Raw genomic sequence first — 13924 nt, 5'->3', positions numbered from 1 at the left:
GACCCGTGCACCGGCTCCGCCGCCTCGGGGCGGGACAATGAGCCGTCCCCAGCACGTACGCACAGGCACGCGAGGAAAAGATCCGGACCCTGCGCGGACCAGTCCCCAGAGCGTGGAAGTCACTGCCACGATTCCGGCAGGTCAACACCGCCGGGGAGTGGGAACTGCCACTACCAGCAGACGAAGCACCTGCTGGTGAGCTACTCGGCGAAGAAGCGGGGGCTCTTCCAGAAGCCTGAGGAGGGCCGCCTGGTCAGAGCAGATGTCGGGCAGGCGCCCTTGATGAGCGGTCCAAGAGCCCGATCGCCGCGAGAACGACGGTCGTCCGGCCTCACCGTGCGAGTGGCCGGACAGGGAGGACGCCGCCGTCAGTTCGAGGGAAGGGGCAGTTCCCGGGCTTGCTGTGCGCTGACGTACCAGGCGGCGATTTGTGCGCGTGAGGTGAAGCCGAGCTTGGTGAGGATGCGTTGGACGTGTCCTTCGGCCGTGCGGGGGGCGATGACGAGGCGCGTGGCGATGGCTCTGTTGGTCAGGCCCTCGGATACCAGCTGGGCGATCTGCCGCTCTCTCGGCGTCAAGTCCGCGTCCTCGCCGCTCGCTTGGCGTTGCTCGCCGTCGGTCGGGGGCACCGTCCCGAGTGCGTAGTCGAGTGCGGCCTCTTCGGACAGGTCGTAGCCGCGCTGGAACGCGGTGTCGAAGCGGTCGTCGCCCAGGGCCGCGCGGATCAGGCCGAGGTGCTGCCGGTGTACCGCTCCCACTGGATGGAAGTAGTCGGGTGAGGTGCCGACCGTCCGCCACATGGCGGCGGCGGCACCGTTCAGAGTCGCCGCCCGGACATGGCGCGCCTGCCGTTCGCTGACCCAGGAGAGGATTTCGAACGCGAAGGCCATCAGGAACTTGGCGCTCACCCGGCGGCGCAGGTTCAGGGCCTCGCGCGCTGCGGCTTCCGCGTGCGCCAGGTCGTGGTCGAGCTCGACGAAGGAGAGGGCCAGCAGTGCCCAGGAGCGCCAGATCACCTCTCCGCGCTGCACGGTGAGGGCAACTGCCTCCTCCAGGAGGGCCAGGCCCCGTTCGCGCTCCCCCTGGTGCCCGAGGATGAGTCCGTGGAGGGACATCGCGAGGAGCGTGCCGCTGAGGTCGTGCCCCGACTGGAAACCGGACAGGGCGTCGGCGGTGAGCAGCGACGCCCTCTCGATGTCTCCTGAGGAGGCGGCCTTCGTCCCCTCCACGAGCGTCACATACGCGCGTTCCTTGGTGAGGCCGAGCTCCGCGGCCAGCTCAGCGGCCTCGGCAAGTTGGGCCCGTGCGGCGTCGACGTCGCCTTGCAGCAGCGCAACCCAAGCATTTCGACGCAGCGCCGAGGTGCGCTCCGGCGACGGCTCAGGGCTTGCCGCCAGCGCCTGATCGAGCCAGTGACGCGTCACGCTGTTGAAGCCCTGGACACCCAAGTAGGTCCCCAGTTTGTCGGCCATGCGCAACGCGAGGACGGCGTCCTCGGGCTGGGTGAGGCAGAATCCGAGGGCCTCGCGCAGGTTGGCGTGCTCGCGTCGCAGCCGCAGAATCCAGGAATCCTGATCCGGTCCCATCCATTCGGCCTGGAACTGCTCCACCATGCGGACGTACCAGTCGCGATGACGGCGGTGGACGGCATCGCGCTCACCGGCCGCCACAAGCCGCGCCTCGCCGTACTCCCGTATGGTCTCCAGCATCCGATAGCGCACACAGCCATCACGCTCGTCGCGGATCAGGATGGATTTGTCGACGAGGGAGAGCACCATATTCCGTATTTCCTCCGGCGTGATCCCCTCACTGGCGCCGACATATTCGATGCCGTCCAGGTCGAAGCTGCCGGAGAATGCTGATGCCCGGGCCCACAGTTGCTGCTCGGGCCGCGCGCACAGGTCGTAGCTCCAGTCGATCAGCGCTTGCAGCGTGCGTTGCCGGGTGGGTGCGTTCCGGGGACCGACGGTGAGCAGGCGATAGCGCTCGGACAGGCGCTCCTCGATCTGGCCGAGCGACAGTGCGCGCAGCCACACCGTGGCCAGCTCGATCGCCAGCGGAATCCCGTCGAGCGCGCGGCACAGCCGTGCGATTGCTGCGCAGTCCTGGTGACGGAGATGGAAGCCGGGCAGCACGGCACCGGCCCGATCGACGAACAGCCGCACCGCGTCGTACTGCGTCAGCGCATCCGGCGACGGCGCTGCTTGCGGGCTGGGTACCGGCAGCGGGGGAACCACCAAGGTCGTCTCGCCGTACACGCCGAGCGACTGCCGGCTCGTCGCCAGGATCTGCACCTTCGGACACGCTCGAATGACGCCGTCGATGAACTGCGCACAGTCGTCGATCAGATGCTCACAGTTGTCGAGCGTCAGGAGCACCTCGTGGGAGCCGAGGTATTCGATGATCACGTCGATCGTGGTGCACGAGGGCTGGTCGTGCAGGCCGAGTTGCGCCGCCACCGTGTGCGCGAACAACGAGGAATCGCGCAATTCAGCCAGCTCGACGAAGCGCACACCGTCCCGGAAACTCCGTCGCACGGCGGCGGCCACATGCAGGGCAAGACGCGTCTTGCCCACGCCGCCGGGGCCGGTGAGCGTCACAATCCTGGAGGATGTCAGCAGTCGTTTCGCATCGGTCACCTGCTGCCGCCGGCCGACGAAACTGGTGACGTCGACCGGAAGGGTCTCGACACCCTCCAGGACGCTGGGCCGAGCCGCGGAAGTCATACTTCCGGAGATTAATCGACCCCTGAACGGGATGAAAATTTACCAGGAAGTAGTTTCAGAGAGGGAGTTTGCCTCCCTGGTTGCCTCCCTAATTGGCCCCCTTCGCAAAGCCGTCGGCCGTGGTCAGCGGGCCCGGTATGCCACGGGCAACCGGGCCCAGTGGGTAGTGCCACCCGCGTGACTGTCGGCGCCGTGTGCGGCGGCCAGAGCTTCGACAATGGTCAGGCCGCGCCCGCGTTCATCGTGGGCGCAGGACGACGTCCAGGCCCCGCCCTGTGCCGACGGGCCGCCATCGGTGATTCCCACCCACACCCGCGGACCTCTGTGCTCGCGGCGCAGGTGCAGGGCGAGCGGCGGCCGAGCGTGCTCCACGGCGTTCGTGACCAGCTCGGACACCACGAGCAGTACGCAATGGGCGGCATCGTCGTCGATGCGCCAGGCGTGGAGCACCGACCGGGCGACGCGACGAGCGTGGCCGACCGCTTCCGGTCGGTGCACGAGCCGACGCGACGCGTGAGCGACGAAACGGGGATCGCGCTCGATGCGGGCTGCGTCCCCTTCTCTGCCGCAACGGCCGTCGCCGGCGGCGCTAGGCACCGGCACCGGCACCGGCACCGGCACCGGCACCGGCGGTCGTATCGCATGTGGGAGCTGCTGCGAGGTTTCCATCGCCCTTACCAAACGTTGAACGGCGCAGTGGTCGAACGCTTCACACACTGCGCGCCTTCCCGCGCGGCGAGAAGGCGGAAACTACGCAAACTGCTACGCCATCAGTACCTGCTCGCCCACCGCGGTCACGCACCGCCACCGCCCCGTCGGGTGCACACCTGCTGCCCCTCAGCCGGCGCTCTCCGAGGTCCGCTGTACAGCAGACGGGAGTGGGTCGCATTCTCACGGAAACCCCGTGATCCACGACGGCGTCCGGCTCGGCAGCCTTGTCTCTCGTGAGGACAGGCCCTCCTCCTTCACCCGCCGCCGCCCTACCCCGGCGCGACGACGGGTGCCCCGACGCCCGCGAGCCGGCCGCCGAGGTGAGGAGCGCAGGGCCGCCCGAAGGCGACAACCCGGATACGAGAAGAGGACTCGATGGTGAATGAACTAGGCGGCCTGCGAGCCGGCCGTCCCAGCGTGCGGGGATCGGCCTTGGACGATGCTCTGTTGCGCTTCTCCCTGAAGCTGGACGGCACGGTGTCCGGACTCGTCGCGGCCCTCAGTCTGCTGGCAGCCAGGACGCTGGACTCGCTGCTGGGCCTGCCGGTGTGGCTGCACTGGACCCAGGGTGCGTTCCTCGCGGTCTACGCCGCCGCCCTCTGGTACGCGGCCACGCATCCGGCCGTCATGCGGCCGATCGCCGTCGCAGCCGTCGTGCTCAACGCCGTGTGGGCGGTGGGCTGCGCGGCCGTACTCGTCGCCGGAGCGTCGTGGTTCCCGCTCACCCTTCTCGGTGGCGGCTACGCGGGCTTCATCGGTATCGCCGTGGTGGTGTTCGGCTCGATGCAGTACGCGGGACTGCGACGGGCCGGGTAGCCGGGAGCGCACCGCGGCACGCGGGGGCGCCTCCGCGGGGCCGGGCGGCGGTGGGTCCGTGTTCCGGAGCACCGGCCCCGCCGCCCGGCCGCAGCTCCCTGACGGCCGGGACCGGTGTGCCGCGGCTTCGCCCACCGAGTGCGCCCACCGAGGGGGAGCGCACGCGGAGATGTGCCGTTCACGTCACGACGGTTCGTCGTCGAGCAAGGGCGCCAACTCGCGTCTGCCGGTGATGCCGAGTTTCCGGAAGCCACTGGTCAAGTGGTTCTCCACGGTCCGTTGCGTGATGAACAGGGTGTCGGCGATCTCCCGGTTGGTCAGCCCGCGGGCCGCGAGCACCGCGACGCGGCGTTCACGGTCGGTCAATGCCGATATCCCGACCATGTGCGTTCTGCGCGGCCGCGCGCCGAACGCCCGGAGGCGCTCGCGGGCCAGGTCGGCGAGGCCGACGGCCCCGCACTGCCGGGCGAGGTCCAGCCCGCGACGAGCCGTCTCCCGGCCCAGCCGGACATGCCCGGCCTCGAAACGCAAGGTGCCGTACTCGACGAGCGACCGGGCCTGTTCGACCCTGGCTCCGGCCTCCTCCAGCAGGCCGACGGAGGTCTCCACCTGCTTCAGGCCCTCGCGGCCGCGCACGGTCACGGCGACGGTGCGCAGGCTGATGCCGAGCGTACGAGGGGCGCCCCAGGCCTCGGCCTGCTCCAGTTCCTGGTGCGCCAGGCGCGCGGCCCGGTCGGCACGGCCCAGGGCGCGGTGCGCGAGGGCGGCGAGCGACCTCCACGGAAGGATCGCGGGGTTGTCCTGCTGCCAGGCGGTCTGGCGGCGTCCGCACTCCAGCAGGTCCGCCAGGGCATCGGCGTGATCGCCGTCGGCCAGGCGCATGCGCGCACGTGCCTCCAGCAGGTGCGTCCACTGCCAGACGTCGCCGTACCGCTCGTGCTCGGCAAGGACGAGCAGGGACTCGGCTTCCTCGCGCCGTCCCGTCTCCAGCAGCACCCGCAGCACACCGGCGAGGGCGAGCGGGATCATGGGGTTTCCGTGCGAGGCCGAGGCCAGGTCGAGCCAGCGGCGTCCCGCGTCGAGGGCGGCAGGAAGGCTGCCGCCGCGGTAGGCCACTTCGCACCGGCCCATCGAGATCAGCGTCTGCGCGGCAGCGGCGTCGCACCACTGCGTCTGCTCGGCCAGCCGGTCGAGAATCTGTGTGGTCTCCGCCAGTTGGTCACACCACACCAGGGCCAGGACGCCCAGCGCCATCGCGCGGGTGATGACGTCGTCCTGCGGCAGCGGGCCGTCCAGCGCGTCACGGGCGTACGCGACCACGGTGGCGGCGTCGGCGGGGCGGCCTGCCGCCAGAGCCGACTGGACCGCCACGGCGGCCCGTTCGCGGGTGCGGTCGCCGCCGGACGGCAGCCCGGCCGGCTCCCCACCCGCCCACGGCCGCTTGTTCACGTCCGCCAGCTCGATCAGCACACGCTGCAGACGCATGCCGAACGCCGCGTCGTCGGGTGCCCGGTCGTCCGCCGTCAGCAATCGGGCCTCGCGGTCGAGGAGTTCGGCTGCCTGGCAGCCGCGCCGGCACCGCTCCAGGGCGTCGGCCAGGACCGGCACCACCTCCAGCCGTGCCGGGACGGTGGTGAGCGCGTCCAGCGACGCGGACAAGTGGCGGACCGCGGCTGCCGGGTGCGCCGGCGCCTCGGCGCGGCCGAGTTCGGCCAGCAGGATCTCCTGCCCGGACGAAGGGGGTTCGCGCAGCGCACGCCGCAAGTAGGCCACAGTCCTCTCGGAGTCACCGCGGGCCGCAGCCAGGCGGGCGGCGGCACGCAACGCGCCGACCACCCAGTCCCTGCTGCCGGGCTCGGTGGCGAGCAGCTGCCCGGCGACCTCTTCCAGCGGGCCGTCCCGGTCGTGGAGCAGCCGGGCGGTCCGGTAGTGCGCGTCTGATGCGTTGCGCGTACGGGACGTGTTGATGGCTTCCCCCTTGGGTCCCCCTCGGACGGGCGGGCGTCCGCGTCGGGCGCGAGCCACGCGACGGCCCCGAGCGGCGAGGTGCGTTCGCCGGCACTCCCCGACTGCGCCGCGGCGTGTGGCGGCGGGCCGGGGCGCGTTCACAGCGAACCAGTCCCGGCCACGCCGGGCAGCACGGTCCAGGATGCGGACTCTCCCGAGCCCGGAGACGGGACGGCGGCCGTCGCGGCGTCCAGGCGTGCCTGTCACCGCTGGTGGGGTGGCCTCGCCCGCGGCGTGGCCACCCCAACCAGCGGTGCGTCTCAGGCGCCGTGCCGGCCGAGGAAGTCGGTGATGAGCCTCTGCCATTCCTCGGGGCGTTCCACCATGGGCAGGTGGCCGGTGGGGATCTCCACGAGCTCGGCGCCGGGGATGGTGTCGGCGAGGTGACGGTGCAGGGCGGGCGGTGCCAGGTGGTCGGCGGTGGTGGAGATGACCAGGGTGGGGACGCGTATGGCGGCGAGGTCGGCGCGGACGTCGATCCGGCCGGCGAGGTCGGCCTGCTCGACGGTGCCGTCGGCGACTTCGGCGGCGGCGTAGGCGATGGCCTCCTCCATCTGCTCCGCAGGCATGGCCTCGATGGCCTGGGGGCTGAGGGCGTGCGGGAAGAGGAACTCGCTCACCAGGCGGCGGTCACCGGTGGCGGCGAGCTTGCCCCACACCCTGATGGTCAGGGCCTGCTGGTTGTTGGGGTGGGCCATGGTGGCGCTCAGGACGAGGGCGGTGACGCGCTCGGGGTGGCGGGCGGCCGCGCGGATGGCGATCGGGCCGCCGAGGGAGTAGCCGTGCAGGGCGAAGGTCTCCAGGCCTTCGGCGACGGCGGCGGCGACGAGCTGGTCGGCCATCTCGTCGGTGTCGAGCGGGGTGGTGGAGCGAGGGGTCTCGCCGCTGCCGGGGTAGTCGACGGCGACCACGGTGTGGCGCGCGGCCAGGCCTTCCAGGATCGGGCCGTAGGTGTTGCCGACGCTGCTGCCGGCGCCGTGGGCCAGGACGAGGCCGGGACCGGACCCCAGGACGGTGCGGGAGAAGGTCGCTTCGGGCAGGGTGCGTGCTGACATGGTGCGTTCCCATCTTCGTGGAGTAACGAGGAGTTACGGGGGTTACGTGGTTCTTCTGCGCTGCGACCAGGAGCGGATCCGCTCCAGTGCGGGCAGCAGCGCCCGGCCGTCGGTGGTGAGGGTGTAGGTGGCGGGCCCGGGCGGGAGCCGGTCGTGGGTGACGAGACCGGCGTCGAGGAGTACGCGCAGCCGGCCGGCGAGCATCTTCACGCTGATGCGGTCGATGGCGGTGCACAGTTCGCCGAACCGGGCGGGGCGGGTGGCCAGGGTGTGGAGGATGATGCCGTTCCACTTCTGGCCGAGGACCTCGAACGCGGCGGTGAGGTCCGCATCGGCGGTCAGCGGCGCGAGGGTGGTGCGGGCTGCCATCGGTTCTCGGTCCTTGTCCTCACTGGTGGTGCGGTGTGCGGTCGGTGGGCCGCGGCCGGCCGGGGGGTGCCGGCTTGCGGCCCCAGGAGCCGCCCCGCTCCCCCGGCGGCACGAGGCGGCGGAGCCGGGAATCAGGGCAGGAGTACGGCCTTGCCACGGTTGTGGCGGGCTTCCAGGTCGGTGTGGGCACGCGCCGCTTCCGCCAGGGGGTAGGTGCGCCAGATCGGCACCGTGAGCGTGCCGTCGGCTGCCTTCCGCACCAGCTCCGGCAGGGATTCCGCGGCCTGGTCGGCGGTGCCCGCGCTGAACCGGACGCCGTGCTGCGCGGCGGACATGTCGGCGATGGTGATCACGTGTGCGCTGTCACCGGTCAGCGCGACCGAGTCGGCGAGCACGCCGGCACCGGAGACGTCGAGGACGTAGTCGACTCCCTGGGGAGCAGCGGCCCGCACCCGCTCCGTCCAGCCGTCGCCGTAGCGGACGGCGGTGGCTCCGAGCGCGGTGAGGCGTTCGGCGTCGTGTGCGCCGACGGTTCCGACGACGGTGATGCCGCGGGCCACGGCAAGCTGCACCGCGATGACGCCCACGCTGCCGGCGGCACCGTGGATCAGCAGGGTCTGCCCCGCTCGGACACTCAACTGCCCGAGGACACGGAGCGCGGTCTGGCCGACCGTGACCAGGGAGGCGGCGACCTCCCAGGACAGCGCCGCGGGCTTGGCCACCGCCCGGTCGAGCAGGGCGTACTCGCCGTAGCTGCCGCCGACCGTGGCACCGAGGACCTCGTCCCCGACGGCCGCCTCGGCCCCCTCGCCGACCGCGTCGACGACACCGGCCGCGTCCAGGCCGGGGATCACGGGGAAGTGCGCGGGGACCTTGCCGGCCATCAGGCCGGACCGGATCTTCATGTCGAGGGGGTTCACGGAGGCCGCCCGCACCCGGATCCGGACCTGGCCCGGGCCCGGCTCCGGCGTGGCGACCGCTGACAGCTGCAGCACGTCGGGGGCACCGTAGGCGGAAAAGGTGATCGCTTGGGACATCAGAACTCCCGTAGGGGTGGGGAACCGGTGAGGGGTTCCGGTCAGGCGGTGAGGGTGGGGTAGTCGGTGTAGCCGCGGTGGTCGCCGCCGTAGAAGGTGGCCTTGTCCGGGGTGTTGAACGGACCCCCGGCGGCCAGGCGGGCCGGGAGGTCGGGGTTGGCCAGGAACAGCGCCCCGTAGGCGACCATGTCCGCGCTGCCGTCCTCGACCAGCTCCAGCGCGTCCGGACCGGTGGCGTCCGGGTAGGTGAACGGGTTGAGGACGAACGTGCCGGGCCAGGCCTTGCGCAGCCGGGCGGTCAGGGAGCGGTCCGGGCCCTCCATCAGGTGCAGATAGGCCAGGTCCAGGGCGGCGAGCCGGTCCAGCAGCGCCGCGTAGACCTCGGTCGGGTCGTCCTCGGCGATGTCGTTGTAGACGTTCCCGGGCGAGATCCGCAGGCCCACCCGGTGGCCGCCGATCGCCTCGGCCACGGCGGTGACGACCTCCACCGCGAACCGGATCCGGCCCTCGGTGTCGCCGCCCCAGGCATCGGTGCGCCGGTTGGTGTTGGGCGCGAGGAACTGGTGGATCAGGTAGCCGTTGGCGCCGTGGAGTTCCACGCCGTCGAAGCCGGCCTCGATCGCGTTGCGGGCCGCGTCGGCGAAGTCGGCGACGGTCTGCCGGATCTCGGCCCCGGTCAGCTCCTGCGGCGTCACGAACTTTTTCGGTCCCTGGTGGGTGTACACCTGGCCCTTGGCGGCCACCGGCGACGGCGCGACCGGCACCAGGCCCTCGGGCAGCAGGACGGGGTGGCCGATCCGGCCGGTGTGCATCAGCTGGGCGAAGATCGCACCGCCTTCGCGGTGCACGGCGTCGGTCACCGTCCGCCACGCCTGGACCTGCCCGGACGTGTGCAGGCCGGGGGTGTCGGGGTAGCCCTGGCCGACCGGCGAGGGCTGGATGCCCTCGGTGACGAGCAGCCCTGCACTGGCGCGCTGCGCGTAATAGGTCGCCATCAGCTCCGTCGGCTCGGCGCCGGGCCCGAACGCACGGCTACGGGTCATCGGAGCCATCACGACGCGGCTGGTCAGGCGCTTGCCGCCCAGGACGATCGGATCGAAAGCAGTGGTCATGGTCTCTTCCTCTGGAACGTGACGCTCTACGGCTCAGGCACTCCGCCGGCGACGATTGCCTGCTCGAACAAGTAAATCACTTGTCCGAACAAGTAGATCACCTGAAGCCATTCCCGAGGCCTGCCGTGAAGCACGCCACACCTGCCAACTGGCTCTTTTCCAGCCGGAGCCAGGAAAGCCCCACGAGGAAGCACCACCACGACGCGACTTTGGTTGTCCAGGCAGGCAAACGAGAAAGGAGGAGCAGCCCACACCGGAGGCCCGATGAGGTCTCCCGGTACCGGGACGCGAGGCCACCGTCCCGGTACCGGCGGCGGCCGGCAGCGGCCCGATCAGCCGCGCGATCTTCCGCCTGGCCCGCCGGCACCGCATGTCCGCGGGACAATTCCCCGTACCTCCATAGGCGCTTACGCGATCCGCCGTCTCACCCGAGCCGTCCACGCGACGACCCCTGTGCCCCGCTCCCGGCAGTCGCAGAAGCAGGGACCGGAAGCAGCAGTCCCCCTCACTCTCTCCGCCGCCTGCGGTCCTGGGCAGGGGAGAAATACGCGTACGACTACCTGTTCCGTGCGCACCCGTACCGCCTCGGCGCGAGCCGGCGCCGCCCAGCTCCTCGGGCCACGGGATCTGCGCGAGGGCCGCAGGGGCCGACGGCGAAGGGGCGGTCCCGGGGGATTGTCCGCTTTCGGCTCGGGTAGGCGCCGCGTATGGCCGCTACACGTCACTTCAAGCCGGGAGCGCTGCTACGGGGCATCCATAGTCGGCGGCGACCACGGCACACCCGCCTGGGCCGCCGACGGGGCAAGCTCCACCGCAGGCTGCTCGCCTACCGGGACGTGGTGATCTTCCACTCCCCGGCGCCGGCGAGTGAGCAGGCGCAGAGTCTGCTGCTGGTATACGTCCGCCGCGTCGTGGGGGAAGTCACCTACGAAGTGTGTGATCACTGCGCGAGCGGGGTGATCACCCAGGTCCACGTCTCCACGCCTTTGCAGGACAGCGGCCTGGGCACGCGTGCGGTTTCCCACCTGCGAGCCTGCTACCCCGATATCACCTGGCGCTGCTCCCTCCCCCAGCGCATGACGCGCGACCTGGCCCATCGCATGCGCCTGCCCAACAACCGTGCCGGCCTGGACTGTCCGCACCTCCGGAACGACGCCGCCGCTAACAGCCGCGGGAGGAAGGGGCGGGCGAGGCGCTGAGATGCCCACCGGTACATCCCGCACGCGCGATTCCTCGACGCCGGAAAGCCGCAACGGCGATCCACGGAGGGCACCATGAGGTTCCAGCCGGCCGGCCGTGTGCCCACTGGGCTGCGGCCATGGAACCCGCAATCAACGTGCCCGGGAGCTTAGACCGGCCGGCAGGTCCGGCCCGGTCGAACGACTACGACAGCTTCGCCGAGGCGTACTCGGCGGACACCGAGAACAACCTCCTGAACGGGCACTACGCGCGGCCCGCGATGTTGGACCTCGCCGGCGACGTGACCGGCCACCGCATCCTGGACGCCGGATGCGGATCGGGCCCCCTGTCCGCTGCCCTGCGCGACCGCGGTGCCGTCGTCACCGGCATCGACGCCAGCGCCGGGATGCTGGCACTGGCCAGGCGGCGGCTGGGTGAGGACGCGGCCCTGCACAGGGGCGACCTGAGCGACCGTCTGCCGTTCGCCGACGGTGCGTTCGACGACGTGGTCGCATCGCTGGTCCTGCACTACCTGGAGGACTGGGGGCCGACGCTGGCCGAGATGCGGCGCGTGCTCAGGCCGGGCGGCCGGCTGATCGCGTCGGTGGAGCACCCTTTCGTGTCCTACGCGCTCCAGGACCCGCGGCCCGACTACTTCGCGACCACCAGCTATACCTACGACTGGGCGTTCCACGGACAGTTCTTCCCGATGACGTTCTGGCGCAGGCCGTTGCACGCGATGACCGATGCCTTCACCAGCGCCGGCTTCCGCCCTGCCGTCCTCAGCGAGCCACAGCCCGACCCGGCCGCGCGTGAGCTGTTCCCCGACGAGTTCGATGACCTTTCGACCAAAGTCAGCTTCCTGTTCTTCGTCGCCGAGGTACCGCCGTCGGATGCGGGCTCCGCCCCACTGCCACCGGCACTCTGACTCAGCTCACCGGATCGAGTCCCAGTAATCACGCAGCCACTGGCCGTCCGGTGCGTCCCCGAGAGCTCTTCCCGCGCTCCGGGCGTCCGGTACGACGTCGAGTTCACCCCAGCGCACCGGCCAGGCCAGACGCTCGTCCACCGTCCAGGCGAGAACCTCGTCCCATGACTCCCTCCCCCGGCCGTCCGGAGCGATCACCACTCCTTCCTCGAACACCGCGCACCATGTCCCGTCATCCGGCGCGAAGTGCTTCCTCTCAAAGAACCAGTAGTTGTCGCCCAACGGCTTCGGTACCCGTGGGTGGTGGAAGCAGGTGAAGTCGCCGACGGTCTCCCCCGACCCGGCCCGGAGGAACCGCAGGGTGGTGGGGCTCATCGCGACCAGGACATCGTCGGCGCCCCACAGCAGCACACCGGTCTCGGGCGGGACCTCCACGGTGCGCAGCCGCTGCGGCTCGTCCCCCTCCAGGGACCACACCTCCACCCGCCCGTCGGCCGTGAGCCAGGCTCCCGCGTCGCCGGACGGGGCCCAGGCCCAGGAATCGGCGTAGACCATGCCCTCTTCCACCGGCGTGACGTCGAGGCGGTAGCGGAAACGGTCCTCGTCATAGATGAGGACCCCTGGCCGGGCCCCGGAGGCATTGGACCCGGCCACCATGGCCGCCAGCCGCGGCACCTCGCCCCGCATGCCCCATTGCAGCGCCGAGACGCCGCTGTGCCCGGTCCCCGCCCCGGTCGGCTTGCCGGTCACCGCGTCGAGGAAGTGCAGCCCCTCGTCGACGTGCACCAGCAGCCGGTCGTCCGGGCTCCACGCGGCGAGCGCGCCGACCCCGGCCAGCCAGCTCACCTGCCCGGACGAGACATCGACGACGAATGCCTCCGCGTGGCCCCTGCTCGCACCCTGCGCCTGCAACCGGGTGCCGTCCCGTGACCAGCGGACCCAGCCGTCGGCCCGCAGCGTGACCTCGCGGTGCGCGTCCCTCTGCGCGGTCCGCAGATCCTCCCGGAGCCTGCCGGCCAGCAGGTACGGGTGCGCGGGCGGAGCGTCACGGGTCGTCCAGTGCAACTCGCCGCTGTCCAGGGGGACGATGCAGCCGCCCACCTCGCCGGGGGTCCCGGAATTCACGAAGACCCGTCTCCCGTCGGGCGCCAGCGCCCAAGCCACCGGCCGGGTCGCGCCGTCCGTGATCAGACACTCGGCGAGGGTGACGGAACCGAGGAAGGGGCTGAACGGGTCGAAGACGCCGATGCGGTCGGTGTTGTACGCGAGGCCGATGCGTCGGCTGTCGGCCGACCACTGGATGCTGCGCTCGTAGCCGGGCCGTCCGACGCCGCCCTCGATACCGGTGACATTGACGCAGCGCCCGGTGAGCACTTCCCAGATCTGCAAGGTGCCGCCGTAGCCGTCGCCGGTCAGGGTGCCGGTGGCCAGATAGCGGCCGCAGGGGCTGAGCGCGTAGTCGTTGATCTCGGCCTGATGGCTGTGCGGGTGGCGGAGGAGTGCGCCCTCCTTCTCGCGGACCTCCCGCGTGGCGGCGCGGTGGTCCTCGGTGATGCCCTGCTCGCGCTCCAGCTTCAGCAGCCGCGCCCGCAGGTCCGCCAGATCCGACAGCGCACCGGCCCGAGCCCCGTCATGGTCGACATCCTCATCGGCGAGCACGTCCCGTAGCGCCTGGTCGTCGAATATCGGGATGCTGCGTCTCCGTGCCTCCTGGAGCTTCCTTCCCTCGTTGTAGTGGAGGCTGTCCACGAACACCAGATCCGTCCGGCTGGTCACCGAACCCGTCACCCGGGCACCCAGCTCCTCCAGCCGCCGCTGCGCCTCGTCCTGGCGCAAGCCGTCGAAGCGGCCGACGAGCACGATCGTCTTCCCTCGTACGTCCATGCTGTGGACCGTAACTCCGGCCACTGACAACCGGGTTGCCGTGCCCTCCTGGTCGTCTTGCGGTTCCGCTCGATCTCCGGAACCTGGACTCTGCGGACCG

The 13924-nt window shown here is 71.1% G+C and carries 11 protein-coding genes; 3 read left to right on the top strand and 8 right to left on the bottom strand.

Annotated elements, in window-relative coordinates; translation table 11 throughout:
* Nucleotides 1-368 precede the first annotated feature (368 nt).
* Both AB0411_RS04925 and AB0411_RS04920 read right to left on the bottom strand, forming a co-directional pair.
* On the bottom strand, nt 369-2726 hold the full coding sequence (locus AB0411_RS04925; protein WP_366415813.1) for an ATP-binding protein: 2358 nt from the start codon (nt 2724-2726) through the stop codon (nt 369-371).
* 123 nt (nt 2727-2849) lie between these two features.
* Nucleotides 2850-3395, bottom strand: a complete 546-nt coding sequence (locus AB0411_RS04920) for an ATP-binding protein (protein WP_366415811.1) — start codon at nt 3393-3395, stop codon at nt 2850-2852.
* A 474-nt stretch (nt 3396-3869) separates the two neighbouring features.
* On the opposite strand from AB0411_RS04920, the gene AB0411_RS04915 reads away from it, so the two are divergent.
* Nucleotides 3870-4253 (top strand): hypothetical protein, encoded by a 384-nt coding sequence (locus tag AB0411_RS04915; protein WP_366415810.1) that lies wholly within the window; start codon nt 3870-3872, stop codon nt 4251-4253.
* 183 nt (nt 4254-4436) lie between these two features.
* Here the strand turns inward: AB0411_RS04915 and AB0411_RS04910 are convergent, their stop codons facing one another.
* The 5 genes from AB0411_RS04910 to AB0411_RS04890 all read right to left on the bottom strand — a co-directional run bounded on the left by AB0411_RS04910 (nt 4437) and on the right by AB0411_RS04890 (nt 9833).
* Nucleotides 4437-6278 carry a LuxR C-terminal-related transcriptional regulator gene (locus AB0411_RS04910; RefSeq protein ID WP_366415809.1) on the bottom strand — a complete coding sequence of 614 codons (1842 nt, stop codon included), beginning with the start codon at nt 6276-6278 and terminating at the stop codon, nt 4437-4439.
* 242 nt (nt 6279-6520) lie between these two features.
* Nucleotides 6521-7315 carry an alpha/beta fold hydrolase gene (locus tag AB0411_RS04905; protein ID WP_366415808.1) on the bottom strand — a complete coding sequence of 265 codons (795 nt, stop codon included), beginning with the start codon at nt 7313-7315 and terminating at the stop codon, nt 6521-6523.
* A gap of 42 nt (nt 7316-7357) precedes the next feature.
* Nucleotides 7358-7684 (bottom strand): winged helix-turn-helix transcriptional regulator, encoded by a 327-nt coding sequence (locus AB0411_RS04900; protein ID WP_366415807.1) that lies wholly within the window; start codon nt 7682-7684, stop codon nt 7358-7360.
* A 131-nt stretch (nt 7685-7815) separates the two neighbouring features.
* A complete protein-coding gene (locus AB0411_RS04895) occupies nt 7816-8721 on the bottom strand; it encodes an NADP-dependent oxidoreductase (RefSeq protein ID WP_366415806.1) in 906 nt (301 codons plus the stop codon).
* A 41-nt stretch (nt 8722-8762) separates the two neighbouring features.
* Nucleotides 8763-9833 carry an alkene reductase gene (locus AB0411_RS04890; RefSeq protein WP_366415805.1) on the bottom strand — a complete coding sequence of 357 codons (1071 nt, stop codon included), beginning with the start codon at nt 9831-9833 and terminating at the stop codon, nt 8763-8765.
* A 707-nt stretch (nt 9834-10540) separates the two neighbouring features.
* Here AB0411_RS04890 and AB0411_RS04885 point away from each other — a divergent pair.
* Both AB0411_RS04885 and AB0411_RS04880 read left to right on the top strand, forming a co-directional pair.
* Nucleotides 10541-11032 carry a hypothetical protein gene (locus tag AB0411_RS04885; protein ID WP_366415804.1) on the top strand — a complete coding sequence of 164 codons (492 nt, stop codon included), beginning with the start codon at nt 10541-10543 and terminating at the stop codon, nt 11030-11032.
* A gap of 119 nt (nt 11033-11151) precedes the next feature.
* The gene (locus AB0411_RS04880) at nt 11152-11940 is read left to right on the top strand and encodes a class I SAM-dependent methyltransferase (protein WP_366415803.1); all 789 of its coding nucleotides are present in this window, start codon (nt 11152-11154) and stop codon (nt 11938-11940) included.
* Between the two features lie 6 nt (nt 11941-11946).
* Here AB0411_RS04880 and AB0411_RS04875 read toward each other — a convergent pair whose 3' ends face one another.
* On the bottom strand, nt 11947-13824 hold the full coding sequence (locus AB0411_RS04875; protein ID WP_366415802.1) for a WD40 repeat domain-containing protein: 1878 nt from the start codon (nt 13822-13824) through the stop codon (nt 11947-11949).
* Nucleotides 13825-13924: the final 100 nt, after the last annotated feature.

The organism is Streptomyces angustmyceticus, assembly GCF_040701845.1.
GTDB lineage: Bacteria > Actinomycetota > Actinomycetes > Streptomycetales > Streptomycetaceae > Streptomyces > Streptomyces angustmyceticus_A.
This window is presented reverse-complemented; position numbering and strand designations above follow the sequence as displayed.

Coding starts and splice junctions, on each gene's coding strand:
- AB0411_RS04925 (WP_366415813.1), bottom strand. CDS start 2,726: ATGACTTCCGCGGCTCGGCCCAGCGTCCTGGAGGGTGTCGAGACCCTT.
- AB0411_RS04920 (WP_366415811.1), bottom strand. CDS start 3,395: ATGGAAACCTCGCAGCAGCTCCCACATGCGATACGACCGCCGGTGCCG.
- AB0411_RS04905 (WP_366415808.1), bottom strand. CDS start 7,315: ATGTCAGCACGCACCCTGCCCGAAGCGACCTTCTCCCGCACCGTCCTG.
- AB0411_RS04900 (WP_366415807.1), bottom strand. CDS start 7,684: ATGGCAGCCCGCACCACCCTCGCGCCGCTGACCGCCGATGCGGACCTC.
- AB0411_RS04895 (WP_366415806.1), bottom strand. CDS start 8,721: ATGTCCCAAGCGATCACCTTTTCCGCCTACGGTGCCCCCGACGTGCTG.
- AB0411_RS04890 (WP_366415805.1), bottom strand. CDS start 9,833: ATGACCACTGCTTTCGATCCGATCGTCCTGGGCGGCAAGCGCCTGACC.
- AB0411_RS04885 (WP_366415804.1), top strand. CDS start 10,541: ATGGCCGCTACACGTCACTTCAAGCCGGGAGCGCTGCTACGGGGCATC.
- AB0411_RS04880 (WP_366415803.1), top strand. CDS start 11,152: ATGGAACCCGCAATCAACGTGCCCGGGAGCTTAGACCGGCCGGCAGGT.
- AB0411_RS04875 (WP_366415802.1), bottom strand. CDS start 13,824: ATGGACGTACGAGGGAAGACGATCGTGCTCGTCGGCCGCTTCGACGGC.